Annotated in this window: 20 protein-coding genes; 10 read left to right on the top strand and 10 right to left on the bottom strand. The window is 67.6% G+C overall.

Going from position 1 to position 25,709, the window contains the following annotated elements:
• The first annotated feature begins 127 nt into the window (after positions 1–127).
• Together GAA2_RS14460 and GAA2_RS14465 are read left to right on the top strand one after the other, a co-directional pair.
• On the top strand, positions 128–1,555 hold the full coding sequence (locus GAA2_RS14460; RefSeq protein ID WP_024498349.1) for a cation:dicarboxylate symporter family transporter: 1,428 nt from the start codon (positions 128–130) through the stop codon (positions 1,553–1,555).
• Positions 1,556–1,724: 169 nt separating this feature from the next.
• On the top strand, positions 1,725–2,789 hold the full coding sequence (locus GAA2_RS14465; RefSeq protein ID WP_024498348.1) for a fatty acid desaturase family protein: 1,065 nt from the start codon (positions 1,725–1,727) through the stop codon (positions 2,787–2,789).
• An 80-nt stretch (positions 2,790–2,869) separates the two neighbouring features.
• On the opposite strand, the gene GAA2_RS14470 is transcribed toward GAA2_RS14465, so the two are convergent.
• From GAA2_RS14470 to GAA2_RS14480, 3 genes are all read right to left on the bottom strand, one after another.
• On the bottom strand, positions 2,870–3,364 hold the full coding sequence (locus GAA2_RS14470; protein ID WP_024498347.1) for a DUF5130 domain-containing protein: 495 nt from the start codon (positions 3,362–3,364) through the stop codon (positions 2,870–2,872).
• Positions 3,351–3,599 carry a hypothetical protein gene (locus GAA2_RS14475; protein WP_024498346.1) on the bottom strand — a complete coding sequence of 83 codons (249 nt, stop codon included), beginning with the start codon at positions 3,597–3,599 and terminating at the stop codon, positions 3,351–3,353. The genes GAA2_RS14470 and GAA2_RS14475 overlap by 14 nt, the downstream gene beginning before the upstream one ends.
• A 163-nt stretch (positions 3,600–3,762) precedes the next feature.
• A complete protein-coding gene (locus tag GAA2_RS14480; RefSeq protein WP_024498345.1) occupies positions 3,763–4,362 on the bottom strand; it encodes an HNH endonuclease in 600 nt (199 codons plus the stop codon).
• Between the two features lie 150 nt (positions 4,363–4,512).
• Here GAA2_RS14480 and GAA2_RS14485 point away from each other — a divergent pair, with 150 nt between their 5' ends.
• Together GAA2_RS14485 and GAA2_RS14490 are read left to right on the top strand one after the other, a co-directional pair.
• Complete coding sequence (locus GAA2_RS14485; RefSeq protein ID WP_024498344.1) at positions 4,513–4,941, top strand: globin; 429 nt, start codon at positions 4,513–4,515, stop codon at positions 4,939–4,941.
• A gap of 101 nt (positions 4,942–5,042) precedes the next feature.
• Positions 5,043–7,007 (top strand): glycoside hydrolase family 13 protein, encoded by a 1,965-nt coding sequence (locus GAA2_RS14490; RefSeq protein WP_024498343.1) that lies wholly within the window; start codon positions 5,043–5,045, stop codon positions 7,005–7,007.
• A gap of 7 nt (positions 7,008–7,014) precedes the next feature.
• Here the strand turns inward: GAA2_RS14490 and GAA2_RS14495 are convergent, their stop codons facing one another.
• The 5 genes from GAA2_RS14495 to ettA form a co-directional block, all read right to left on the bottom strand.
• The gene (locus GAA2_RS14495) at positions 7,015–7,701 is read right to left on the bottom strand and encodes a hypothetical protein (protein ID WP_024498342.1); all 687 of its coding nucleotides are present in this window, start codon (positions 7,699–7,701) and stop codon (positions 7,015–7,017) included.
• A complete protein-coding gene (locus tag GAA2_RS14500) occupies positions 7,701–8,180 on the bottom strand; it encodes an acyl-CoA thioesterase (protein WP_035760344.1) in 480 nt (159 codons plus the stop codon). Before GAA2_RS14500 ends, GAA2_RS14495 begins: the two co-directional genes overlap by 1 nt.
• A 109-nt stretch (positions 8,181–8,289) precedes the next feature.
• Positions 8,290–10,557, bottom strand: coding sequence for a molybdopterin-dependent oxidoreductase (locus GAA2_RS14505; protein ID WP_024498340.1), 2,268 nt, complete (start codon positions 10,555–10,557; stop codon positions 8,290–8,292).
• A gap of 63 nt (positions 10,558–10,620) precedes the next feature.
• On the bottom strand, positions 10,621–15,369 hold the full coding sequence (locus GAA2_RS14510) for an NAD-glutamate dehydrogenase (RefSeq protein ID WP_191834433.1): 4,749 nt from the start codon (positions 15,367–15,369) through the stop codon (positions 10,621–10,623).
• Positions 15,370–15,407: 38 nt separating this feature from the next.
• Positions 15,408–17,081: an energy-dependent translational throttle protein EttA gene (gene ettA / locus GAA2_RS14515; RefSeq protein WP_005198902.1), complete on the bottom strand. Its 1,674-nt coding sequence runs from the start codon at positions 17,079–17,081 to the stop codon at positions 15,408–15,410.
• A gap of 292 nt (positions 17,082–17,373) precedes the next feature.
• On the opposite strand from ettA, the gene GAA2_RS14520 reads away from it, so the two are divergent.
• Genes GAA2_RS14520 through GAA2_RS14540 form a run of 5 tightly spaced genes read left to right on the top strand, consistent with a single transcriptional unit; the run spans position 17,374 to position 22,461 of the window.
• Positions 17,374–18,366 carry a glycoside hydrolase family 26 protein gene (locus GAA2_RS14520; protein WP_024498338.1) on the top strand — a complete coding sequence of 331 codons (993 nt, stop codon included), beginning with the start codon at positions 17,374–17,376 and terminating at the stop codon, positions 18,364–18,366.
• 13 nt (positions 18,367–18,379) lie between these two features.
• Positions 18,380–19,651 carry a PP2C family protein-serine/threonine phosphatase gene (locus GAA2_RS14525; protein ID WP_024498337.1) on the top strand — a complete coding sequence of 424 codons (1,272 nt, stop codon included), beginning with the start codon at positions 18,380–18,382 and terminating at the stop codon, positions 19,649–19,651.
• Positions 19,648–21,675 carry a glycosyltransferase family 2 protein gene (locus GAA2_RS14530; RefSeq protein WP_024498336.1) on the top strand — a complete coding sequence of 676 codons (2,028 nt, stop codon included), beginning with the start codon at positions 19,648–19,650 and terminating at the stop codon, positions 21,673–21,675. Before GAA2_RS14525 ends, GAA2_RS14530 begins: the two co-directional genes overlap by 4 nt.
• Positions 21,675–22,028 (top strand): STAS domain-containing protein, encoded by a 354-nt coding sequence (locus GAA2_RS14535; RefSeq protein ID WP_006866745.1) that lies wholly within the window; start codon positions 21,675–21,677, stop codon positions 22,026–22,028. The genes GAA2_RS14530 and GAA2_RS14535 overlap by 1 nt, the downstream gene beginning before the upstream one ends.
• Before the next feature lie 19 nt (positions 22,029–22,047).
• Positions 22,048–22,461: an ATP-binding protein gene (locus tag GAA2_RS14540; RefSeq protein WP_024498335.1), complete on the top strand. Its 414-nt coding sequence runs from the start codon at positions 22,048–22,050 to the stop codon at positions 22,459–22,461.
• Positions 22,462–22,464: 3 nt separating this feature from the next.
• Here the strand turns inward: GAA2_RS14540 and GAA2_RS14545 are convergent, their stop codons facing one another.
• Positions 22,465–22,899, bottom strand: a complete 435-nt coding sequence (locus GAA2_RS14545; protein WP_006866743.1) for a single-stranded DNA-binding protein — start codon at positions 22,897–22,899, stop codon at positions 22,465–22,467.
• Positions 22,900–23,057: 158 nt separating this feature from the next.
• Between GAA2_RS14545 and GAA2_RS14550 the strand changes: the two genes are divergently transcribed.
• Positions 23,058–23,642 carry a chorismate mutase gene (locus GAA2_RS14550; protein WP_024498334.1) on the top strand — a complete coding sequence of 195 codons (585 nt, stop codon included), beginning with the start codon at positions 23,058–23,060 and terminating at the stop codon, positions 23,640–23,642.
• 12 nt (positions 23,643–23,654) lie between these two features.
• On the opposite strand, the gene GAA2_RS14555 is transcribed toward GAA2_RS14550, so the two are convergent.
• Complete coding sequence (locus tag GAA2_RS14555) at positions 23,655–25,679, bottom strand: cytochrome c oxidase assembly protein (protein ID WP_024498333.1); 2,025 nt, start codon at positions 25,677–25,679, stop codon at positions 23,655–23,657.
• Between the last annotated feature and the right edge of the window lie 30 nt (positions 25,680–25,709).

Here is a 25,709-nt window from a genome sequence, read left to right on the forward strand (position 1 = left end):
AGACCCCCTTGGGGGATATCTCTCGCCGGATCCCCTGAACGTAATGAACAGAATCGTGACCGGCGCCACCACACCGGTTGACAATCCTAACCACCGATGTCCCCTGCCCACGAGGAGAGAACTGCCGATGAACACAGATCAGAAGGCCGGTGACGGTCCGGCGGATGACGGCAAGGTGGCGGGTGACGCCACGAACGCCGCCCCGCCGGCCAAGCGCGATCGCACGCACTGGCTCTACATCGCGGTCATCATCGCGGTGGTGGCCGGTGTCGTCGTCGGACTCGTCGCCCCGTCGGTCGGCAAAGAACTCGGCGTGCTCGGGACCATGTTCGTCAGCCTCATCAAGATGATGATCGCGCCGGTGATCTTCTGCACCATCGTGCTGGGCATCGGATCGGTGCGTAAAGCGGCGACGGTGGGCAAGGTCGGCGGCCTCGCCTTCGTCTACTTCCTCGTGATGTCGACGGTGGCGCTCGCGATCGGACTGGTCGTCGGCAATCTCATCCAGCCCGGGGAGGGTCTGAACATCTCGTCGATGTCGGGCAAGGGCGAGGAACTGGCCAAAGAAGCCCACGAGTCGGGCGGAACCGTCGACTTCATCCAGGGCATCATCCCCGAGTCCATGCTGTCCGCCTTGACCGACGGCAGCGTCCTGCAGGCACTGTTCGTCGCACTGCTGGTCGGATTCGCGATCCAGGCGATGGGTCGTACCGGAGAACCGATCCTGACCGCGGTCTCGTACTTCCAGAAGCTGGTCTTCAAGGTCCTGACGATGGTGCTGTGGGTGGCGCCGATCGGCGCGTTCGGCGCCATCGCGAACGTCGTCGGACAGACCGGATGGGCTGCCGTGCAGCAGCTGGTGACCCTGATGCTCGCGTTCTATCTGACCTGTCTGGTGTTCGTCTTCGGTGTTCTGGGGGTGATGCTCCGGACGATCGCGGGCGTGTCGATCTTCCGTCTCGTCCGCTACCTGGCCCGCGAATACCTGCTGATCTTCGCGACGTCGTCGTCGGAGTCGGCACTGCCACGACTGATCGCGAAGATGGAGCACCTGGGTGTCGAGAAGACGACCGTCGGTGTCGTGGTGCCCACCGGGTACTCGTTCAACCTGGACGGCACCGCGATCTACCTGACGATGGCCTCGATCTTCATCGCCGATGCGATGGGCGATCCGCTCTCGGTCGGCGAACAGATCGGTCTGCTCGCGTTCATGATCATCGCGTCCAAGGGGGCTGCGGGCGTCAGCGGCGCCGGCCTGGCCACCCTAGCGGGCGGACTCCAGGCCCATCGGCCGGAGATGCTCGACGGCGTCGGGGTGATCGTCGGGATCGACCGGTTCATGTCCGAGGCGCGTGCGGTCACCAACTTCTCGGGCAATGCAGTGGCCACCCTGCTCGTCGGTTCGTGGACACACACCATGGACAAGCACCGGGTCGACGAGGTGCTCTCGGGACGCGCCCCGTTCGACGAGACCAACATGGTCGACGATGAACTCGACCACGCCGGGACGGGAGCGCACGAGAAGGTGCTCGAGGGGTCTGCGACGCGGTCCTGAGCTGCGGCCGGCCCGCGCACCGATGGCGCGGGCCGGAACTCTGGCATGATGGGCGTCGCCCCTTGATGCATCGCAATTACGGTTCATGTCTCTCGTGACGCGCCTCAGCTCCGAAAGCTGATCTCTCCGGCGTACCTGGCAACAATCAGAAGGCCAGAGGTACGCACTCTTGTCCCTTTCATCTGTGTCGCATGCCCGCGACACGAAATTCGTCAGTTCCTACACAGAACTGGCGGCGGAAGTCCGCGCATCGGGCCTACTCGACCGTCGCCGCGGCTTCTACGTCACCCGGATGGCGTTGACCGTCCTCGCGTTCATCGGCGTGTGGGCAGCGGTGATCGTGCTCGGCGACACCTGGTGGCAGCTCGTGCCGGCCGCCGTCCTCGCCGTGGTGAGTACCCAGTTCGGTTTCCTCGGCCACGACGGCGCCCACCGTCAGATGTTCTCTTCGGCCGGCGCCAACGAGTGGAGCGCGCGGATCCTCGCCGCCGCCGGAGCCGGCTTGTCGTTCCACTGGTGGCGGAACAAGCACAACCGTCACCACAAGGCCCCGAATCAGGTGGGCATCGACCCCGACATCGCCGACGGCCCCATCGCTTTCGTGCCGGAGGTCGCCGAGGAGCGGTCGGGCCTGTACGGCTGGTTCACCCGCCGTCAGGGATGGTTCTTCGTCCCGCTGCTGACGCTTGAAGGGGCCGCACTCCACGTTGCGAGTCTTCAAGGTCTCGCCGCACGCAACGCCGTTCCACACCGTGCCGTCGAGATCTCGCTGATCGTGCTCCGGCTCGCCCTGGGTGTCGCGGTTCCGTTCATCGTGATGTCGCCGGCGCAGGCCATCGCCTTCATCGCGGTGCAGCTCGCGGTGTTCGGACTCCTGCTCGGCGGTTCGTTCGCCCCGAACCACAAGGGCATGCCGCTGGTGCCCAAGGACATGCGCGTCGACTTCCTGCGTCGCCAGGTCCTGATGTCGCGCAACATCCGCGGAGGACGGGTCACCGACTTCATGATGGGTGGCCTGAACTACCAGATCGAACACCATCTGTTCCCCAGCATGCCGCGACCCAACCTGGTCAAGGTGCAGCCGCTCGTCCGTGCCCACTGCGAGCGTCATGGCGTGCAGTACACCGAGACCTCACTGATCGCGTCCTACGGGATCGTCATCCGTTACCTCAACCAGGTCGGACTCGGTGATCGCGACCCGTTCACCTGCCCGCTGGTCCGCATGTATCGCTGATCAGCCACCCGCACAACACAGACGAGGCCGCCCCACCGAAAGGTGGGGCGGCCTCGTCTGTGGTTCTTGTACCGGTGGGATCAGCCGGCTGCGGCGGCGGTCGCCATCACACGCAGCGACGCGATCAGGCCGTCGATCAGGTTGCCCTGACGGAAGCCGGTGACCGCAGCGGTCACGCCGAGTGCGGCGACCCGGTCGTTGACGCGGCTCGACACCTCGCGACCGGAGACGATGACGACGTCGCGCGTGTTCGGCGACACCGCGATGAGCGTGCCGTGCGCGGGCTCGGGCGCCTTCGCCAGGATGGCGCGGGCACTCGCGTCGAGGTCACCGTCGAGGTCACCGACATAGATCGAGAAACGCACGAGGGCCTTCTCGCTCGCGGCCTTCAGGGTGTCGTCGAGAGCGATCAGATCCCTCTTGCTGAAGGGCGGCGTCGTCGGCGCATCACCCGGGTAGCGGGCCGCCGAGATACGTCCGCTATTGGTGATCACGGTGCCCAGCGGCAGTTCCGCGGCCGAACGGGCCGCGACCTCTGCACTCACGTTCGCGTGCGAAACCTCACCACTTGCCACTTGCCGAGCTCCCATCAACGTCGCCGGGTTCCGCGTGCCGCGGAAGTGCCATCGGTTCGATGTCGGTGGCACTGAAGAGAAGCGGTGCATGCTCCCATTGCTTGTCGAGGGTGTACTCCTTGACCTTCGGGTACTTGACCCCGCCGGAGAACACCATCGCGACAACGCAGAGCACGACGAAGAGCACCGTCACGATCGTGACTGGCACTCCGATGGGGACGATCAGGCTGTCCATGTCACCCTTTCGATGGTCGCGCCGGACCCGGCCGGTTGTCGGCACAGGTCATCGTTGATCAATCTAGCCCACATCGGACCGACCGGTGCAGGGGCCCCTACAGCGCGTCGTAGACGCTTCCCGGTGACATTCCGGCCGGCGTTTCGAGTGGCTTCCCCCCTCATCATGCGGCACCCGCGTCGATGTACTGCATCCACGCCGGATGGATGTCCTTGACCGCGGCGATGAGGCCCCAGTGCCGGCCTCTCGGGGCGATCGGCCGCGTCCGCAACGCCCAGCCCAGTTCGCCGAGCAACCGGTCCGCCTTGCGGTGATTGCACGACGCACAGCAGGCGACGCAGTTCTCCCAGTTGTGCGCGCCGCCCCGGCTACGTGGGACGACGTGATCGATGGTGGTCGCGGGTCTGCCGCAGTATCCGCAGCGGAACCGGTCACGGTGCATCAGCGCGGAGCGGGTCAACGGCACCGTCGCGCGGTACGGGACCCGCACATAGGTCCGCAGCCGGATCACCGTCGGCACCGGCACCGCCGTCGCGGGCGAGTGGAACGCTCCCCCGGACTCGTCGGCGTGGACCATGTCGGCACGCCCACGCAGGATCAGGACGACGGCGCGGCGGACGGTAACCGCGCTGAGCGGCTCGTACGTGGCGTTGAGCAGCAGCACCCGGCGGCGTGTCCACGTTCGTGACCCGGCCGCCTGCGAGGCCGGTCCGCCGTGGAGCCTCGTCACCTCGGTCGTCGTGGAATGTGACCTGTGCGTCATTCGACCTCCCGCCAGGCCCGCGTGAACAGGTTGACCTGCACAGTTCACCACGGACGCCGACGTCGTGCAGGGAAAATCCGACGCAAGACGGCCTGCCGGGGACCAGTCCGGCAGCGCGTCACGTTGAGGCACTCCGCGGTCGTGGGGACAATGGCGGCTGTGACTGGCGAATCCGGCAACTCCCCCGACCCGTCCCCGCGCAGCTTCTACGAGGAGATCGGCGGCGCGGAGACATTCCGACGGCTCACCGAGGTCTTCTACACCGAGGTGGCGAAGGACGAGGTGTTGCGCCCGCTGTACCCCGAAGAGGACCTCGGACCCGCCGAGCGACGGCTCCGGATGTTCCTCGAGCAGTACTGGGGCGGCCCCCGGACCTACTCCGACGAACGCGGCCATCCGAGGCTGCGCATGCGCCACACCCCCTATCGCGTCGGCCCGATCGAGCGCGACGCCTGGCTGCGGTGCATGCACACCGCGATCGCCGCCATCGACGACGAGACCCTCGACCCGCCGCATCGGCAGGCGCTCGTCGACTACATGGAGATGGCCGCCCAGTCGATGATGAACTCGCCGATCTGAGGTCTCGCAGAAACCTTCTGCCGTTCGCCACCCGAACTCTCGACACGCCGACGACGCGCCGATTGACCTGGATTTCTCGCCGAAAACTCAGGTAAGGCAGAATGACCACGGTGAGCGATGAGACACCAGATGTTGTCCCCGCCGAGCCATCTGACGGGGGTCAGCCCGACGGTGCACACACCGTCGTACCGGAGACCTCGGATACCGAGGGCAACGTGAGTGACTCGTCGGACGACACCCCCGAGATCGCCGGAGACACACCGGATGCCGTGGCCGGTGTCGAGGTGATCGATCCCGCGACGACCGATCCCGAGGCCCTCGACGAGGAGGCCATCGAGGCCGAGGCCGACGCCGAACTCGATCCCGACGCCGAAACCGACGCGGCAGCCGGACCGTTCGAGACCGAGGCCGCGGAATCCGCGGACCCACAAGAGGACTTGGCGCCGGCGATCGTGCCGCAGCTGGACCCGACCGACACCACCTGGTGGAAGTCCGCGGTCTTCTACCAGATCTACCCGCGGTCGTTCTGCGACGCGAACGGCGACGGCGTGGGCGATCTGGCCGGTGTCATCGGCAAACTCGGATATCTCGAGCTGCTGGGCATCGACGCGATCTGGCTGAGTCCCATCATGACCTCGCCGATGGCCGACCACGGGTACGACGTCGCCGATCCGCGCGACATCGACCCGCTCTTCGGCGATCTCGCGACGTTCGACTCGCTCATCGCCGAGGCCCACGAGCGCGACATCCGCGTCACCATGGACCTCGTCCCGAACCACACCAGCGATCAGCACGAGTGGTTCCGCGCAGCACTGGCCGCCGGTCCGGGCAGTCCGGAGCGCGCCCGCTACATCTTCCGGGACGGTCGCGGAGAGAACGGCGACGAGCCACCGAACAACTGGCACAGCATCTTCGGCGGGCCGGCATGGACCCGGATCACCGAGGCCGACGGCAGCCCCGGACAGTGGTACCTCCACATCTTCGCCGCCGAACAGCCCGACCTGAACTGGGAGAATCCCGAGGTCTTCGAGGATCTCGAGAAGACGCTGCGGTTCTGGCTGGACCGCGGCGTCGACGGCTTCCGGATCGACGTGGCGCACGGGATGGCAAAGCCCGCGGATCTGCCCGACATGGATCTCACCACCACCGCTCTGCTCACCAACGACGACGACGATCCGCGGTTCAACAACTATGCGGTACACGACATCCACCGCAAGATCCGCAAGGTGCTCGACGAGTACCCGGGCGCGGCGAACGTCGGCGAGATCTGGGTCAACGACAACGAACGATTCGCGGAGTACCTCCGTCCCGACGAACTGCATCTTGGTTTCAACTTCCGTCTCGCCAAGGCGCCCTTCGAGTCCGGCGCCATCCGCGAGGCCATCGAGAACTCGCTCGACGCCGTCCTCTCGGTGTCCGGCACCCCGACGTGGACGCTGTCCAACCACGACGTCGAACGAGAGGTGACGCGCTACGCCCCCGTCGACCCGGAGACCGGTGAACCCGACCTCGCACGCGGGACGCGGCGTGCGCGGGCGATGCTCGTCGTCGAGATGGCCCTGCCCGGAACGATCTTCCTCTACAACGGCTCCGAACTCGGCCTCCCCAACGTCGACGACCTACCCGAGGAGGTCCTCCAGGATCCGGTGTGGGAGCGGTCGGGTCACACCGAACGCGGCCGCGACGGATGCCGTGTCCCGTTGCCGTGGCAGGGCACCGAGCCACCATTCGGCTTCAGCTCGTCGGCCGACACCTGGCTGCCGATGCCGGAGTCGTGGCATTCGCTGACCGCCGAGGCACAGCTCGAGGACGTCGGCTCGATGCTGTCGCTGTACCGGGCAGCCATCGAATTGCGTTATGACCGAGCGGAATTCGCCGGCGAATCGATCGAATGGTACGAGGCCCCGGAGGGCTGCCTGGCATTCCGGCGGTCCGAGGGATTCCTGATCTGCGCCTTGAACGCGGGCGAGGTGCCGGTGCCGCTGCCACCGGGTGAACTGCTGCTGATCAGTTCGCCGCTGGTGGACGGCATGCTGGCACCCGACGCCGCCGCCTGGCTGGTCTGAGGACCGGTCAGAGAACCGTGACCGACAGGTCGCGATGACGACGCTGGTACACCGAACCGTACCGGGCGTCGATCCGGATCCACGCCGCCGACAATCGGATCCGGACCGGCTCGGCAGCATCGATGTCCTCGACGGGCGAGGTCTCGGTGACCGCGCGCCCTTCGCGGTCACGGATGAACCCCATCCCGGTCAGGGCGAAGAGCGACCGCATGGTGACCGCCGCGTGTAACGCGCCGTCCTCGGTCGAGACCTCGAGCACGTCCTGGTCGAGCAATCCCGTGGCGGGTCCATGAGCGCTGCCCTCGTCGCGCGCCACACGGGCACCGTCACGTGCCAGACCGACGATGCTGCGCGCGGGCACGTCGTCGACGTGCCGGTAGCCGGCGGATGCGGGAAGTGCACCGCGCCAGGCACTGTCGAGGGAGAACCCGGGATCGATCTGCGCGCCCGCGGGTGCGACGGCGAGCGCCGAGTGCAACGACGCGGCATCGCAGACGATGTCGGCCGGCGCAACGCGTCCCGAGACCGCGCGGGTCGCGAGTACCTCGAACCCCGTGTGGGTCCAGAGGCCGACCAGGCCGTCGGAGCGCGCCACGACCCGCACCACGGCGGCGTCGTCGAGCCTTCGGGCATGCGCGAGGAACGCCGATGCGTTGGACCGATCCGATTCCGCGATCTGGATGAACCGTTCCATCAGCGCGGCGTCGCTGACGTGTCGTCGGGGCGCCGGAAGCGGTTCAGGTAGTCCTTCTGCTCCGGGGTGAGCCGGGCGACGCGCTGCGCGCCGACGTCGAACGCGACGAGTTGGGTACTGGCGACGACTGCCGGTTTCGATTCGGGGTCGGCACCGGCGGGACGGACCTCATAACCGACGGTGAAGTCCACCGCGCGCAGGCGCTGGACGTACATGGTGACCTCGATCGGCCCCTCGGAGTGCCGCAACTGTGCCTGGTACTGCACGTGCAGGTCGGCCACGAGGCAGCCGTCACGCAGTGGCGCGGTGGGGCGGCCGTCGAGGAACAGCCACGGGATGCGCGCCTCCTCGAGCAGCGTGACCATCCGGGCATGGTTGATGTGCTGGTAGACGTCCATGTCCGACCATCGCACCGGGACCTTCACCACGTAGCCGTCGGCCGTCGCGGTTCCCGAGTCCTCGTTGAGCACGTGCGTCATCCCCTGTTCGGTCCGAGATCTCCTGGTACGACGCCGCCGGGCGCCGCGGATTCAACCCTACGCACGCCGTCCCGCCGCGCTCGCCGATGGGCGGGCGGACGCCGCCGGCTCAGGCCGGACCGATCTCGACCCGCAGGCCGTTGAGGACGGCGGTTCCCGACAGCGGATCGAGTCGAGTTCCGTCGTTGAGGTTGTTCACGTTGACGCCGGGCTCCACGGCTGCCACACGGAGACGGGACCCGGCATCGTCATGCCCCCAGCCGTGCGGCATCGACGCCACGCCGGGTTTGATGTCGGCGGTGATCTCGACCGGGACGGTCAGCGATCCGCCTGCTCCGCGGACCGTCGCGAGCCCGTCGATGCCCAGCCGTGACGCATCGTCCGGGTGGATCTGCAGCGTGCACCGATTGGTACCGCCGGTGAGCGCGGGCAGGTTGTGCATCCAGCTGTTGTTGGACCGCAGGTGCCGGCGTCCGACGAGGAGGAGCGACGCAGGGTCGCTGTCCGCCGGGTTCTCTGCGTCGACGGCGGCGCGCAGCCGGGCCAGATCTGCGATCAGCGGGTCCGGCGCCAACTCGACCTTCCCCGAGGCTGTGCGGAGCACGGTGAGCAGACGCGGCCGCATGGGTCCGAGGTCGACGCCGTGCGGAGCCGCCAGGACGTCGGCGAACGTGAGGCCCTCCCGGGCGCCGAACCCGTCACCGTAGGCGCCGATGCGCAGCATCATGTCCAGGCGGCGCTGGTGGCCCGGGGCGTCGGGCAGCATCGCCACCAGCGACTCGACGTCGCGACCGGCGACCGGTGAATGCGGATCGGTCACCTCCTTGGCCAGGGTGGCGGCGATGACCTGCTCGTCGACCAGACCCGGATCGGCGTCGACGCCGACTCCGGACAGGCCCAGGATCAGACGGCAGACGATCTCGATCTCGTCGGGCCGTCCGTCGGGAAGCGGCAGCACCGGCGGCGAATAGCGGGCGGTGGCCCGCACGGCCAGGTTGTTGAGGATCGCATCGAAGTGCGGCGTCTGCGAGGGGCGCGGGGGCGGCAGGATGATGTCGGCGTGCCGGGTGGTCTCGTTCAGATACGGGTCGACGCACACGACGACGTCGGCGGCGTCGAGTGCGGTCGCCAGCCGGCCACCGTCGGGCGCGGACAGCACGGGGTTGCCCGCCACCGTCACCAGTGCCCGTAACCGTCCCTCGCCGGGTGTCTCGAACTCCTCGGCCATCGCGACCGCGGGCAACTCCCCCGCCACCTCGGGATGTCCCGACACCCGGCTGCGCCAGCGCCCGGTCCGGAAGCCCCGACCCGGATGTGCCGGACGGGGCGCCGGCGCGGTCGGCGCCATCGGGAACAGAACACCGCCCGGTCGATCGAGGTTGCCGGTGAGGACGTTCACGACGTCGATGAGCCAGCTTCCGAGAGTGCCGAATTCGACCGCCGTGGTACCCAGGCGCCCGTAGACCGCGGCGGACGACGACGCCGCGATCGCACGGGCGAGCCCGCGGATGTCCTCCGCCGGTACGTCGCAGTACGGTGCGACCCGCTCGGGTGTGAGATCACTGATCTCCCTGTGCAGTTCGTCGACACCCTGTACATGGGGCCCGATGCCGCCGAGGTCGTCGGCGACGAGTCCCTCGTCGAGCAGGCACGTGACGACACCGGCCAGCAGCGCGGCGTCGGTACCCGGTCGAGGTGCCAGATGGGTGTCGGCGAGCCGGGCCGTGCGGGTGCGCGCCGGGTCGATCACCGTGAGACGACCCCCGCGGTGCCGCAGGGCGTTCAGTTTGCCCGGGAAGTTCGCGGCGGTGGTCATACTGCCGTTGGAGACAACGGGATTCGCGCCGATGATCACCAGATGGTCGGTGCGGTCGAGGTCGGGGACGGCGAAGGTCCCGGCGTGACCGAAGAGGTAGCCCGAGGCGGCCTGTTTGGGCATCTGGTCGAGCGTGCCGGCGCTGAACACGTTGCGGGTATGCAGCGCCCGGACCAGCAGGGGCGCGTACAGCGTGCCCGCGATGGTGTGGGCCGACGGATTACCGAGGTAGAAGCCGACCGACGATCCCCCGTGATCGGCGATGACCCGCCCGAGGCGCTCGACCGCGAGCTCGAGCGCCTCGTCCCAGCCGACTTCGACGAATCGTCCATCGCGTTTGACGAGCGGGTTCTGGAGGCGGTCGGGGTCATTGTCGAGCTGCGGGAAGCTCGCCCCCTTCGGACAGATGTAGCCGTGGCTGAACACGTCGTCGGCGTCTCCGCGGGCACCGGTGACGAACTCCTCGCCGCCGTCACCGGGATGGTGGTGGGAGTCGACCACGAGGGTCAACCCGCAGGTCGCCTCGCAGAGCGGACAGATTCGCGGTGCCGTGCGCGTCATGTGCCCAGGCTAGGCCCGGGCATCGGGTCGGCGGGGCCGAAACGGATCACGGGCCGAAGCGTGTCAGCGGATCACACTCCGGAGTTGTCGTGCCGCGACCGACAACGTCGCGAGGTCGAGGGTCCCGGTCTCCTCGATCTCCCCGAGGACGCTGCGCAGGCGACTGAGCCGGTTCGACTGGGAGGACTCCCATTCGGCGATCTTCTCGTCACTCGACTCGTCGGGTTCGCTGACCTCGAGGATCTTGAGGGTGAGCGCACGTAGCGCGCCGTGCATGTCGTCGCGAACCGCCAGCCGGGCGAGCGCGTGCCAGCGGTCGCCGTAGTCCAGGTTCGACACCGCGGTGAGCAGTTCCTCGAGTCCGAAGTGTTCCATCACCGCGAAGTAGAGGTCACCGACCTCTTCGGGATCGCGGTCGGAGATCTCCGCGGCGTCGATGATGTCGAGCAGGCAGAACCGGTGCAGGCTGACGGCCACCGTCCGGGCGAGGTCGTCGGGGACCCCCTCGTCGACATACACGCGCACCCGGTCGCCGATGTCCTTCGCGGAGCTCTCCCCCAGCCACCCGTCGACGGACGCGGACAACCGGGTGATTCGATCGGAGTAGCGGGTGATCTCGGCAGCCAGGGCGAGCGGCTGCGGACGGAACGCGAGCAGCCACCGCGACGCCCGGAACAGCAGCCGGCGGGCATAGAGCATCATCCCGTCGACGACCTCGGCCGGTGCCGGTGCGTGCCGGATGCTCTCGAAGACCTCGCCCATGCCGAAGATCCTGTTGGACACGACGTAGGCGCGGACACCTTCTTCGGTTGTGCACCCCGCGCCCTCGCTCAACCGGAACAGGTGCGTCATCCCGGCGTGATCGATGACGTCGTTGACGAGGGTCGTCGTGACGATCTGCCGTCGCAGCCGGTGGGAGTTGATCTGCTCGCCGTACGTCTCGCGCAGGGCTTGCGGGAAGTAGCGGGCGACGCGTGGGGCGAAAACGTCGTTGTCGGGGAGGTCGCTGGCCAGCAGGTCCGACTTCGCCTCGAGTTTGACGTGCGCCATCAGGGTTGCGAACTCGGGTGAGGTGAGTCCGCGGTGTAGCTCCCCCTCGAACCGCTTGCGGAGCTCCCGCGCTTGCGGGAGGGCTTCGAGCCGAAGGTCGACGCCGCGTTCGCGGGAGAGCTGGTCGAGCATCCGTGCGTGCACCTCGACGCGGGTCAGCTCGAAGGTGCGGCAGAACCCCAACTCCGAGTTCTGCGAGATGTTGTCGGCGAGAACGAGGTCGGCGACGTCGTCGGTCATCGATTCGAGCAGCGGGTTCCGGTCGCCGGGATCGAGCGCACCGCCCGACACCGCCGAGTCGAGCAGGATCTTGATGTTGACCTCGTGATCCGAGCAGTCGACGCCTGCCGAGTTGTCGAGCGCGTCGGTGTTGATCCGGCCGCCCGCGAGATCGAACTCGATCCGGCCGCGCTCGGTGACCCCGAGGTTGCCGCCCTCTCCGATCACCTTGGCCCGCACCTGATCACCGTCGACGCGGATCGCGTCGTTCGACTTGTCGCCGACGTCCCCGTGGGTCTCCGTCGACGCCTTGATGTACGTGCCGATCCCGCCGTTCCAGAGCAGGTCGACCGGCGCGAGGAGGATCGCCCGGATCAGTTCGGGCGGCGAGAGTTCGTCGACGCCCTCCTCGATACCGAGCGCGGCCGCCATCTCCGCACTGACGGGGATCGACTTGCGGTCGCGGGACCACACCCCGCCGCCCACGCCGATCAGATCGGTGTCGTAGTCGGCCCACGACGATCGCGGCAGCTCGAACAGGCGGCGGCGTTCGCGGTGGGACCGGTCCGCGACGGGTTCCGGGTCGACGAAGATGTGCCGGTGATCGAAGGCGGCGACGAGCCGGATGTGCTCGCTGAGCAGCATGCCGTTGCCGAACACGTCCCCGCTCATGTCGCCGATTCCGACGACCGTGAAGTCCTGCGTCTGGGTGTCGACGCCCATCTCCCGGAAATGCCGTTTGACCGATTCCCAGGCACCGCGCGCGGTGATGCCCATGGCCTTGTGGTCGTAACCGGCCGAGCCGCCCGAGGCGAACGCGTCACCGAGCCAGAAGCCGTATGACTGTGACACCTCGTTGGCGATGTCGGAGAACGCCGCGGTGCCCTTGTCGGCCGCGACCACCAGGTAAGTGTCGTCCTCGTCGAGCCGGACCACCCCGCGTGCCGGGATGACCTCGCCGGTCGAGCGATCGATGTTGTCGGTGATGTCGAGCAGACCGGAGATGAACTGTCGGTAACAGGCGATCCCCTCCGCGCGCTGCGCATCCCTGTCGGCGGCGGCGTCCCCGGTCGGCGCCGGCGGGCGTTTGACGACGAACCCGCCCTTCGCGCCGAGGGGGACGATGACGGCGTTCTTGACGGCCTGAGCCTTCACCAGGCCGAGGATCTCGGTACGGAAATCCTCCTTGCGATCCGACCAGCGCAGCCCACCGCGCGCCACCGCACCGAACCGCAGGTGGACGCCCTCGACCCGAGGCGAGTACACGAAGATCTCGTGGAGCGGACGGGGTTCGGGGGTCTGCGGGATCTCGCGGGGCCGGAGCTTGAACGAGATCACCGGGCGATGCTCGCGACCCCCTTCACCGGTTGTGTCCGTCACGAAGTAGTTGGTCCGTGACGTCGCGGTCATGACGGCCGCGAAGGCCGACACGATGCGATCGGCGTCGAGGCTCAGCACCGTGCCGATGTCGGCCCGGAGTTGTTCGCTCACCCGCTCGCGCCGGTCGAGGTCGGCGGCGACCGGGTCGAAAGACGCCACGAACAGATCGACCAGCCCGCGTGTGATCTGCGGATGACGACCGAGCACATTCGCGACATGGGCTGTGCTGTAGGAGAATCCGCACTGCCTCAGGTACTGCCCGTAGGCACGCAGCATGGCCGCCGATCGCCAGTCCAGGCCGCAGCGGATGATCAGCTCGTTGTAGTCGTCGACTTCTGCTGCAGCGAGCCAGATCCGACGGAACGCCTCGGTGAAGCGCTCCTCGAGGTCGTCGGCATGGTCGAGGTCCACCGACATCCCGGCGGCCAGTTGCACGATGAACTCGTAGGCCCAGCAGACGGTGTCGTCGGACCGCCGGATCTCGTACGGATGCTCTTCGAGAACGTCGAGGCCGAGACTGTGCAGCACCGGTAGGACGTCGGTGAGGGTCGCCGATTCCCCGCACAGGTAGAGGGTGAACCGCCAGCGGTGGCGGTCGCCCGGCCCGCGGTCCTCGGTGGCGTCGAGTGTCACCGCGAGCGCGCCCGGTTCGAGGGAGACGACGTGGATCAGGTCCTCGAGGGCGTCCTGGGGTTCGCGGATCTCCTTGTAGTCGTCGGAGAGCGAGGGTAGTTGTCGCAGAAAGAGCTCCGGACCGCCCGAAGACGACCCGAACCGGTCGCCGAGGGTCGCGGCGAGTTCCCGGACACGTTCGTCCCAGCCACGGATCGTCGCCGCGAGAGCCGCCTGCATCCGGGCATGCGCGGGCGACCCGGTGTCCACCGATCCCAGTTCGGATGCGGCGCCCGGTTCGATACAGACCAGCACCTGGAGGAGGGCGAGCGGCATCTCGCTCACACGAGCCGTGTATTCGAGTGCGCTGCCGTGCAATTCGTCCATGAGGGCACGTTCGAGGGCGAGTCGACTCTGGGTGTTGTAGCGATCCCGCGGTAGGTAGATGAGGGCGACCGCGGTTTTGCCGTCGACGTTGGTACGCACGAACAGCCGCAGCGAGCGGGTCGCGACCGCGTCGAGCATCTCGGTGACGCGACGGGTGAGCTCGTCGGTGGTGGAGGCGAACATCTCCACCACCGGATAGTTCTGCAACAGCTCGATCATGGACTGCCCAGCGAAGGAGTCCTCGTCGACACCGGCCCGCGCGAGCACATCGTGCACCTTGGTACGCAGGACCGGGACGTCGAGCACGGTCTGGTGCAGACCGGAGGAAGTCAGCGTACCGAGGAACCGGTGCTCACCGTCGTAGTTGCCGTGCGAATCGAAGGCCGGGACCTGCAGCAGCACAGGGAAATTCGACCGTTGGATGCCGGTGGCGACGAAGATCCGACTCGCTCGTGGGAGCAGTGGCCGCGTGGTCACCGACGGGAAGTCCCGGTTGATGGAGTCGGTGCGCCAGACACCGAGCCGCTCGTCGCCGTCCCCGACTCCGTCGGTGCCCACCCGGGTGTAGCCGAGGGGGTGGAAATGGTTTCCGGCGAACCATTCGAGGAGTTTGGCGTACTCGTAGCGGTCGGTGTTGCGGATGCCGGTGGACTCGCGCACCGGTGCCACCGACAGGTCGGCGGCACAGGATGTCATCCGCGACCGCATCCGGGCGGCGTCGTGGTCGACGTCGCCCACCCGGAACACGACCTCGAGGAGGTCCGATCGGAGCACATCCGGGTCGACGCCGGGATGTCCGGCGAGCCCGCCGACGAAGATCCAGGACTCCCAGACGGCGCCGGGCCCGTCATCGATCGCCTCGAGCCGGCCGTCGGTGTCGCGTTGCACCGGCATGACCGGATGGTCCATGCGGTCGATGGAGAGGTCGTGTGCCTCGACGGTCGCCAGCACCGCCTCCACGAGCATCGGCATGTCGTCGTTGACGACGACGATCTCGACCGCGCCGCCCTCGTCGACGGCGACGTCGACCAGTGCCTGGCCGGGATCGCGCCGGGTCGCGACGTCAAGGTGACGCACCACCTGCTCGGCGGCGCTGTCCGCCCCGGAGCCTTCGGCCCGGGACTTGAAGTAGTGGTTCACCGCGTCCGGCACGAGTGAGGTCACATCGCCGATGCTAGTCACCCGTGCCGGACGGGCCGGTATTAATCGCGGGTGAGTTTGCGGTGGGTCACCCGGTGCGGGCGTGCCGCGTCGGCGCCGAGTCGCTCGATCTTGTTCGCTTCATATGCCTCGAAGTTGCCCTCGAACCAGAACCACTTTCCTTCTTCGACGTTGCCCTCCCACGCCAGGATGTGGGTACAGGTGCGGTCCAGGAACCAGCGGTCGTGGCTGATGACCACGGCACAGCCGGGGAAGTTCTCGAGCGCGTTCTCCAGCGATCCCAGGGTCTCGACGTCGAGGTCGTTGGTCGGCTCGTCGAGCAGGATCAGGTTGCCGCCCTCTTTCAGGGTGAGCGCGAGGTTCAGGCGGTTGCGCTCACCACCGGAGAGCACCTCGGCCTTCTTCTGCTGATCCGGGCCCTTGAAGCCGAAGGCACTGACGTAGGCGCGCGACGGCATCTCGTTCTGGCCGACCTCGATGAAGTCGAGTCCGTCGGAGACGACCTCCCACACGTTCTTCTTGGGGTCGATGTTGGCGCGCGTCTGGTCGACGTAGCTCAGCTTGACCGTCTCGCCGACCTTGACGGTGCCCGAGTCGGGCTCCTCGAGACCGACGATGGTCTTGAACAGCGTGGTCTTACCGACACCGTTGGGGCCGATCACGCCGACGATGCCGTTGCGCGGCAGCGTGAAGGACAGGTCCTTGATGAGGACACGGCCCTCGAAGCCCTTGTCGAGGTGGGAGACCTCGACCACCACGTCGCCGAGGCGCGGCGGCGTCGGGATCTGGATCTCTTCGAAGTCGAGCTTCCTCGTCTTCTCGGCCTCGGCGGCCATCTCCTCGTAGCGGGCGAGTCGGGCCTTGTTCTTGGTCTGGCGGGCCTTCGAACCCGAACGGACCCAGGCGAGCTCTTCCTTGAGGCGCTTCTGCAGCTTCTGGTCCTTCTTGCCCTGGACCTCGAGACGCTCGGCCTTCTTCTCCAGGTACGTGGAGTAATTGCCCTCGTAGGGGTGCAGCTTGCCGCGGTCGACCTCACAGATCCACTGCGCGACGTGATCGAGGAAGTACCGGTCGTGTGTCACGGCCAGGACGGCGCCCGGGTAGGAGGCGAGGAACTGCTCGAGCCACAGCACCGACTCGGCGTCGAGGTGGTTGGTGGGCTCGTCGAGGAGCAGCAGGTCGGGCTTCTGCAGCAGCAGCTTGCACAGCGCGACGCGGCGGCGCTCACCACCGGAGAGGTGGGTGACCGGCGAGTCGGCGGGCGGACAGCGCAGGGCGTCCATGGCCTGCTCGAGCTGCGAGTCGAGGTCCCAGGCGTCGTTGTTGTCCAGGTCTTCCTGGAGCTTGCCCATCTCCTCCATCAGCTCGTCGGAGTAGTCGGTCGCGAGCTGTTCGGCGATCTCGTTGAAGCGGTCGAGCTTCACCTTGATCTCGCCCATGCCCTCTTCGACGTTCTCCTTGACCGTCTTCTCCTCATTGAGCGGGGGCTCCTGGAGCAGGATGCCAACGGTGGCGTCCGGGTCGAGAAAGGCCTCACCGTTCGACGGCTGATCGAGGCCCGCCATGATCTTCAGGATCGACGACTTACCTGCACCGTTGGGACCGACGACGCCGATCTTGGCGCCCGGGTAGAAGGACATGGTGACGTCGTCGAGGATGACCTTGTCGCCGTGCGCCTTGCGCACCTTCTTCATGGTGTAGATGAACTCAGCCACGTGAAAACTCCTTCGGACCTGCTCGATGCGGGTAGATGTCAGCAATTTGAGATGCTCTGGCGCACGCACCGTCGGTGCGCATACATAGGCCCCAGCCTAGTGGTCGGCCCCGGCGGGCCCGTCGCCCGGTGACCCGCTCCGCCCGGACCGGGCCGCGCATTTGGCCGGATGCCGGGCGCGACGCACGGTTTGTCGCGAGAATGGTTCGCGTCGGCGTGGGCCGACGACGGGTGTGTGAGTTGTGGCGCCGGGCGAGCACAAGTGCGGCGCCGGGGTGAGCGATGGGAGTGTCATGCGCTCGGTTGGTAGGTGGACGGTGCTGACGGTGGTCGTGGGCGTGATCGTCACGTCGATGGGTGCCGTCGGCGCCTGTGCGGCCGAGCCCCGGCAGTGTCCTCCGACCATCTCGCCGCTGTACGGTCCGGCAGGCTCATGTCTGCGGTTCGGCATCACGACGCCGAGCGGCCCGCTCGAGCCCGCGGAGGTCGCCGGCGTCACCGCGCTGACCGGGGTCTCTCCGACCATCAACATGTTCTTCGAGGACTTCACCGCCATCCCGCCGATCGCGGCGCTGAACGCGGTGATCGGCGCAGGGGCCGAGCCGATCGTCACCTGGGAGCCCTGGCGGCATGTCGGCGACGGCACCTACGATCGTGCCGCGTTCTCGATGTCCTCGATCGTTGCCGGAACGCACGACGACTACCTGTACCGCTGGGCCGACGAGCTCGTCGCCTGGGGTTCGACCGTCTATCTGAGGTTCGCCCACGAACCCAACGGCGACTGGTACCCGTGGAGTCCCGCGGGTGGGACGCCGCCCGAGCTGTACGTCGCGGCGTGGCGCCACGTCCACGACCTTTTCGCGTCGAAGAACGCGGTGAACGTGAAGTGGGTGTGGGCGCCGAATGTGCCCATCTCCGACGCTCCCCTGTCCCGCTGGTACCCCGGCGCCGACTACGTCGATGTCCTCGGCGTCGACGGCTACAACTGGGGCTCGGTACCCGGCCACCGATGGACGTCGCCGAACGACCTCTTCGGGCCCTCTCTCGACCAGCTGCGCGAACTCGCGCCCGACAAACCGATCCTCGTCACCGAGATCGGTTGCGCCGAGGCCGGCGGTTCGAAGGCCGACTGGATCGCAGATCTCGTCGACTACCTCGACGAAGCCGACGGGGTCACGGGTTTCGTCTGGTTCGACCACGACAAGGAAGCGGACTGGGGTCTGACCAGCTCGCCGGAGGCGGGCCAGGCAATGGCACGCGCACTGGAGGAAGTGGGATTGCGGTGAAGGGAATCGAGCGGTGACGGGGGTCGAGGCGGACAGTCCGGGTCAGGTCGCGGTGGACGAGACACACGCGCGGATCGATCCCGACGTCGAAGAAGCGCGTCTGCGGTCGGTGCAGCAGCTCAACCTGCTCGACTCCGAGCCCGAGGACCGGTTTGCGCAGATCACCCGCATGGCCAAGGCGGTGTTCGGTGTACCGATGTCGACGGTGTCTCTCCTCGATCGGGATCGGCAATGGTTCAAGGCGGTCGACGGCATCGAACTGCAGAACCAGCCACGCGAGCAGACCGTGTGCCAGGTGACGGTCGCGCGGGCCTACACGCGCCCTGCCGACCCGGCGCTCGTCATCGAGGACGTCTCGACGATCCCGTTCTTCGCCGAGATACCCCAGATCAGCGGGGAGGGCGGAATCCGTTTCTACGCCGGGTATCCGTTGTACGGTCCGGGCGGTCACCCGGTGGGCACCTTCTGCGTCTACGACACCCGGCCCCGGCAGCTGACCGCCGACCAGTTGGCCGCGTTCCGCGAGCTGGCGGCCTGGGCGCAACGCGAGATCGAGAACTCCGACGATCTCGAACGCGCCGCGAAGGTGCAACGTCAGTTGCTCCCCCCACCGCTCGGTATCGTGCCCGGCTACTCCATCGAGACGATGTGCCTCCCCGCGTTCGCCGTGGGCGGCGACTTCTACGACCACTACCCCTGCAACGACGGACTCGTGTTCACCGTCGCCGACGTCATGGGCAAAGGTCTGGGAGCGGCGATCCTCACCGCGACCGTGCGGTCGGCGATGCGGGCCGCCACACGGGCTTTCGACGCCACGTGCGGTGAGAGCGCGGACCACGACCTCGGCGAGGTCGTGGGCACCGTCGCCGGGCAGCTCGCCGAGGACTTCGCGGGCACCGAGACCTTCGCGACGCTGTTCCACGCCCGGCTGCGGACCCGAGACGGTCACGTCGACTACGTCGACGGTGGCCACGGCCTGGCCACCGTCCGTCGTGCCGACGGCCACTGCACCGTCCTGCGCGGTAGCGGACTCCCGATCGGCATCCTGCCGGAGGACACCTGGCGTTCGGCCGCAGTCGATCTCGGCCCCGGCGACATGCTCGTGATCGCCTCGGACGGTCTCCTCGACCTCGTCGCCGGCGGGGACGCGTTCGAACTACTCCGAATGCTCTCCGGCACAAGCACTCCTGCTGCGGTCCGAACGAAGGTCGAGGAAATGGTGGCCAGTACCCCTCCTGTCGACGACGTCACCCTCGTCGCGATCCGACGGGACGAGGCCGGATGAGCGAGAGCATCGAGGAGGCCGCCCTCGCAAGGACCGCCCCGTCGCCGTGGTTGCGGCTGCTCATCGTCACGGCCGCCGTGCTCGGCCTCAACTACATCGTGTGGCGCTGGCTGGCATCGGTGAACTGGGAGGCGTGGTGGATCGCCGTCCCGCTGGTCGTCGCCGAGACCTACAGCCTCATCGACTCGCTGCTGTTCGGGCTCACCATGTGGAAGCTGCAGCACCGCCCCGACCCTCCGCCGCCGCCCGCGGGCGCGACGGTCGACGTCTTCATCACCACCTACAACGAGCCGGTCGACCTCGTGATGAAGACCGCTCTCGCCGCCAAGGCCATCACCTACCCGCACACCACCTGGATTCTCGACGACGGTGACCGCGCCGAACTCGCCGAGGCCGCGCACGAGGTCGGCATCGGTTACCTCACCCGGTCGTCGAACTGGCTGGACAAACCACGACATGCGAAGGCGGGCAATCTGAACAACGCGCTCATGCAGACCGAGGGTGAGTTCATCCTCATCCTCGACGCCGATCAGGTCCCCGAACCGCAGATCCTCGACCGCACGCTCGGCTACTTCCACGACGAGAAGATGGCCCTGGTCCAGACGCCACAGTACTTCGTCAACGTACCGCCGTCGGACCCGCTGGGATCGCAGGCACCGCTCTTCTACGGACCGATCCAGCAGGGAAAAGACGGTTGGAACGCGGCCTTCTTCTGCGGCTCCAACGCCGTGCTGCGGCGGGAAGCGTTGATGCAGCTCGGGATCACGCAATACGTCACCGCCGTCGAGGACGGCGTCGACCGTGCCCTGCGCACCGCACGGACCGTGCTCCGCAAGACCAGACGCCGCGTCCGCGACAACGCTCCGGCACTCGCCGCGCTCGACCGGGTGGCTGCCGCGGTCAAGGAGGCGCGGGCACAGCTGAAGAACCGGGAACCGCTGGCCGACATCACCTACCGATTCCAGGCTCGGGTCGACGAGGCCGCCCGCGGACTCGTCGACGCCGACGTCGAGGCGATGCGTGCCGACCTCGAGGCGATCGAGGCCCTCACCGAGTTCGGCGAACAGGAAACCGGTGCCGGATCGCTCGACTTCGACGCTCTGGCGGTTCTGGCCGAGCGCGAATGGTCCCCGCTCGGCGCCATCGAATCGATCCGTGCCCTGGTCGCCGCGGTCGACGTCGGCAGATCCGATGAGGCGCAACCGATGTTGCCCCTCGCGACGATCTCGGTCACCGAGGACATGGCCACCTGTATGCGGCTGCATGCCCTGGGATGGAACTCCGCCTACCATCATGAGAACCTCGCCTACGGACTGGCTCCCGAGGACCTGAAAACGATGCTCACCCAACGCCTTCGGTGGGCTCAGGGCACCATCCAGGTGATGCTGCGAGAGAACCCGCTGGTCCAGAAGGGGCTGACCGTCGCCCAGCGACTCATGTACTGGGCGACGATGTGGAGCTACCTGGCCGGATTCGCGGCGATCGCCTACATCGCCGCCCCGGTGGTGTACCTCGTACTGGGAGTTCTCCCCGTCCAGGCCTACAGCTGGGACTTCTTCCTCCGCCTCATCCCGTTCCTGGTGATCAACCAGGTGCTGTTCCTCGTGGTGGCCAGAGGCACCCCGACCTGGCGCGGGCAGCAGTACAGTCTCGCGCTGTTCCCGGTCTGGATCCGGGCCTGCACCACGGCGTTCCGCAACGTCTACCTGAACCGACCTCTGGGATTCGCGGTCACGCCGAAGACGAAACAGTCCCAGGACGCGTTGCCGTGGCATCTCGTCCGGCCTCAGCTCGCGGCGATGGTCCTCCTCGTCGTGGCGTCGGTGATCGGCATCGTGCAGTTGTGGCGGGGCGCTATCTCCGTTCTGGGCGTGGGGGTCAACCTGTTCTGGGTACTGTTCGATCTGGTGATCCTCAGCGTCGTCATCATGGCGGTCCGCTACCGCGGTCACGACGAGACCACTGCGGCCGGTACCACCGCGAACGACTCCGCCGCCGACAGCTCCACAGACGAAAGGCCATGATGACGACCTTCGCAACCCGCGCCGTGAACGGTGATGCCGTGGCGATCACCCCCGCGGGCCGGCTCAACATGGTGGCGGCCCCCAAGCTGCGCGATCAGCTGCACGAGCTCGTCGGCGCCGGGTCGTCCCGGATCGTCGTCGACCTGTCCGGGACCGACTTCATCGACTCGTCCGGTCTCGGCGCGCTCGTCTCCGGGCTGAAGGTGGCGCGGCAGGCCGGTGGAGATCTGCGGATCGCGGCTCCCACCGAGCAGGTCGTGACCGTCCTGGAGTTGACCAATCTCAATCGGGTTCTGCGCGTGCACGAGTCCGCGGACTCCGCGTTCGGCCCGGCCGCGGAGACCGTCGAATGAGATCCGCCGGATCACCGTCATGACCGAACAGACGGGGACGCGCGAACTCGAGGAGATCACGTCCGACGACACCCTCGAGCACGTCCACGCGCTCCTCGCGGACCTGTTGCGCACATGCCCCGTCGGCGACATGGATGCCATGCAGTTCGAGCTCGCCCTGGCCGAGATCGGCGCGAACATCATCGAGCACGCCCGGGACGGGAGCACCGTGCACCTCCGCCTCGAGGTCGAGGTGACCCCGGACCGGATCGAGGCACGTTACCGCGATGACGGCCATCCGGCTCGCGTCGACCTCGACGCCGTGAGCCTGCCCGAGGATGTCGCCGAACGGGGACGCGGACTCGCCATCGCCGTCAGGGTCCTCGACGAGTTGTCCTACCGTCGCTCCGACGGACACAACCTTTGGCGACTGGTCCGCAACCGGACGGCGTGAAAGTCACGCCGCCGTCTGGGTTTCCGCCTTGTCTGCGGCGGCGACCGGCAAGGCGGCCGCGATGTCTCGCTCCGACGACGGCGTGCCGCGGTAGGTGACGATGCAGCGACTCAGGTCGAGTCCCACGGCGACGGCGGTCATCTCGAGGTCGGAGCGGCGTGACCCGTCGGCCGTCGGGTACTCGTTGGTCTTGATCTGACCGTGCGCCATGACGGGCCGCCCCTTCGCGATGGCGAGGCCGACGCCGGCGAGGAGTCGGCGCCAGCAGCTCACCGTCAGATACAGCGTCGGGCCGTCCACCCATTCGCCGCTGCGCTTGTCGATGCGGCGCGAGGTGCAGGCCACGCGGAACGAGATCACGTCCTCGCCGGTGGTGGTCTGGCGTCGGCGGGGCTCGGACACAACGGTTCCGATGACGGTCGTGTACGTCTCAAACATGGTCGTCTCCTACTGGTGTCGGCCACGGGAAGTGTGGCCGCATCAGCATCTCCCCCGGCGTGCGTCCGAGACGGGGACCTGATCGGGTTGTGGAGAACTCTCCGAGGTTTACCCACAGATCGCCGGTACCTCTGGCGTTCCGCCCATAGGATCGCGATATGCGACTGCGAGGGTTCCTGGTGGGTCTGATGGCGGCCTCGACGTTGGTCGCGCCACCCTTGTCCACGCCACCTCTGTCTGCGGCGGCGCCGTCCCCTGCTTTGTCGGGCTTGACCGACGCGGTCGCCGGGCGCCTCGCGCTGGCCGACGCGGTGGCCGCGTCGAAGTGGGCATCCGGCGCGGCCATCGACGACCCGGCGCGCGAGCAAATCGTCCTCGAGACGGTGTCGCAACTGGCTCTGGACCTCGATCCCGCCTACGTACGCACGGTGTTCCGTGACCAGATCGAGGCGAGCAAGACCGTGCAGCGAGGGCTGTTCGCCCAGTGGCGGCTGCCCGGACAGACAGCACCCGCTGCGACACCGGATCTCAGTGCGGTCCGGGCGGCGATCAACGAGTTGAACGTCGCGATCGTCGACGAACTCGCGGCCTCACGCGGCATCGTGACGACCCTTCGATGCCCGCCGGAGCTGGTCGCATCGACCACGCGCACGGCCGCCGATCTCGGTTTCGATCCACTGCACGTCGCCGCCCTGGTCCAGGCCGGGGCGTCCGTCTGCGCGGTCTCGACGGGGTCGAGCTGAGTCCGGTGCAGATCAGCCGCGCTTGTTGAGTTCCTTGAGCATGTCGTTGTAGTTCTCGAGTTCGGCGTCGTGGTCGCGGACCGCGTTGCGGTCGTAGCGTTTGGCTTGCCGGGTGTCGCTGCGCTGCCACTGGACCAGTAGGGCCAGCATGATGACGACGAGCGGGATCTCGCCGGCCGCCCAGGCGATTCCGCCGCCGGCGCGCTGGTCGTCGAACAGGTTGTAGGTCCACGGCAGATTGAGTCCGCGGTAGTAGTTCTCGGCGATGACGGCCGTGGTCATCATCAGCGCCACACCGAAGAAGGCGTGGAACGGCAGCGAGCCGAGGACGATGCCGAGCTTGGCGACCGGTTTGACCTGTCGTGGTGCGGGGTCGATGCCGATGACGAGCCAGTAGAACAGGTAACCGCTGAGCAGGAAGTGCAGGTTCATCAGCAGGTGAGCGGCGTGGTACTCGACCACCGACTCGTACAGCCCGCCGAGGTAGAGGATGTAGAAGCTGCCGACGAACATGATCGCCGCGATCAGCGGGTGCGTCAGGAAGCGCGACGGCCCCGAGTGCACGCCGGCCTGAATCCACTCGCGGGGTCCGGGTGGGTTGCCACGGCCGGCAGGCGGGAGTGCGCGCAGAGCCAGCGTCACCGGACCGCCCAGCACCAGCAGGACCGGGATCATCATCGACATCAGCATGTGGGCGATCATGTGGACGCTGAACATCGCGGGGGCGTACCGCCCGAGGCCCGACGACGTCGCCAGGAGCAGCAACAGACATCCGAGAAGCCACGCGAAGGTGCGGCCGATCGGCCAGTCGTCGCCGCGTCGTTTCAGTCGCACGACGCCACGGATGTACACGACCGCCAGGACGATCGCGGCGAGACCGAAGATGAGGTCGAAACGCCAGTCGGTGAAGAACCGGACGAAGGTCGGCGGGCCGTCGATGTCGTAGCCGATGGCGTTCTCGACCGAGGAGACGTTCGCAGTGTCGAGGGCCGGCGGCGGGGTCCGGCTCAGGCCGACCGCGAGACCGAAGGTGGCCGCGAAGACGGCCAGCTCCACGAGTCCGAAGCGCACGAACAGCGACGGCCGCTCAGCCGAATCGAGCTGGGCGATGGTCACACGGCGGTGCCACGCGCCGAGCGCGCCGAGGACGATGAGCGCCGCGACCTTGGCGATGACGAGCCGGCCGTAGGTGTCGGAGAACAGCTGATCGAGGGGCACTCGCACCAGTGCGTTGATCACGCCGCTGAGGCCGACGACGATGATGCACCAGAACGCGACGCGGGAGAAGCGTCGAACGGCCAGCCCTCGCCACCGGCCGGACGCGAGTGCGTAGACCACGACGGCGGCGAGCCCGCCCAGCCAGACGGTCGCGCCGATCAGGTGCAGGATGAGACTGTTGGTGGCGATGTCATGGTTGCCGCCCGACGACGAGTGCCCGGCCAGCGCGGACGGCATCAGGCTGAAGATCATGAACACGATGACCGCGACGGTCGGCCCCCATTTGAGGACCATCCGCGCGATGACCGCGCCGACCAGCGCGAACACCGCCGTCCAGAACCAGGTGCGCACCTCGGCGACCTGGCCGTATGCATTGAGCAGGTTGGCCGGTTTGATCGCCTCCGACAGCGGCGACCCGCTCACCTCCGACGCCGACAGCGGCATCAGCAGCAGCGCGCACACCGACCACACCAGTGCCGATGAGGCTGCGATCCGGATGGCACGATAGCCGCCGACGTCGAGCACGTGGTCGGACTGCGGTGGCACGAAGAATGCGGCGAACACCGCACACCCGAGGGCGATCGCGGCCGCGAACTCACCGATCGCCGTGAGCGTCGGGAGACCGTAGGTGGTGAGCGGCCCGGGGTCGGGGACGCCGGTCAGCTTGAGCGCGGTGGACGCGGACACGGCGGTGACGGCGACGGCCACGATCGCGGCGAGCCATCCCGACGCCCACAGGACCGCGGAGACGACGCCGCGTGGTTCGTTCATCGCGTCGCGATTCTGATCCGGCGAGGCGGACGTCGACGTGCGGGTCATTACTCAACTGTAGGTCCGGGCGCGGACCGC

Source organism: Gordonia ajococcus (assembly GCF_012974285.1).
Classification (GTDB): Bacteria; Actinomycetota; Actinomycetes; order Mycobacteriales; family Mycobacteriaceae; genus Gordonia; species Gordonia amicalis.

Coding starts and splice junctions, on each gene's coding strand:
- GAA2_RS14460 (WP_024498349.1), top strand. CDS start 128: ATGAACACAGATCAGAAGGCCGGTGACGGTCCGGCGGATGACGGCAAG.
- GAA2_RS14475 (WP_024498346.1), bottom strand. CDS start 3,599: ATGGACAGCCTGATCGTCCCCATCGGAGTGCCAGTCACGATCGTGACG.
- GAA2_RS14480 (WP_024498345.1), bottom strand. CDS start 4,362: ATGACGCACAGGTCACATTCCACGACGACCGAGGTGACGAGGCTCCAC.
- GAA2_RS14485 (WP_024498344.1), top strand. CDS start 4,513: ATGGCGGCTGTGACTGGCGAATCCGGCAACTCCCCCGACCCGTCCCCG.
- GAA2_RS14490 (WP_024498343.1), top strand. CDS start 5,043: ATGACCACGGTGAGCGATGAGACACCAGATGTTGTCCCCGCCGAGCCA.
- GAA2_RS14495 (WP_024498342.1), bottom strand. CDS start 7,701: ATGGAACGGTTCATCCAGATCGCGGAATCGGATCGGTCCAACGCATCG.
- GAA2_RS14500 (WP_035760344.1), bottom strand. CDS start 8,180: ATGACGCACGTGCTCAACGAGGACTCGGGAACCGCGACGGCCGACGGC.
- GAA2_RS14505 (WP_024498340.1), bottom strand. CDS start 10,557: ATGACGCGCACGGCACCGCGAATCTGTCCGCTCTGCGAGGCGACCTGC.
- GAA2_RS14520 (WP_024498338.1), top strand. CDS start 17,374: ATGCGCTCGGTTGGTAGGTGGACGGTGCTGACGGTGGTCGTGGGCGTG.
- GAA2_RS14530 (WP_024498336.1), top strand. CDS start 19,648: ATGAGCGAGAGCATCGAGGAGGCCGCCCTCGCAAGGACCGCCCCGTCG.
- GAA2_RS14535 (WP_006866745.1), top strand. CDS start 21,675: ATGACGACCTTCGCAACCCGCGCCGTGAACGGTGATGCCGTGGCGATC.
- GAA2_RS14540 (WP_024498335.1), top strand. CDS start 22,048: ATGACCGAACAGACGGGGACGCGCGAACTCGAGGAGATCACGTCCGAC.
- GAA2_RS14545 (WP_006866743.1), bottom strand. CDS start 22,899: ATGTTTGAGACGTACACGACCGTCATCGGAACCGTTGTGTCCGAGCCC.
- GAA2_RS14550 (WP_024498334.1), top strand. CDS start 23,058: ATGCGACTGCGAGGGTTCCTGGTGGGTCTGATGGCGGCCTCGACGTTG.
- GAA2_RS14555 (WP_024498333.1), bottom strand. CDS start 25,679: ATGACCCGCACGTCGACGTCCGCCTCGCCGGATCAGAATCGCGACGCG.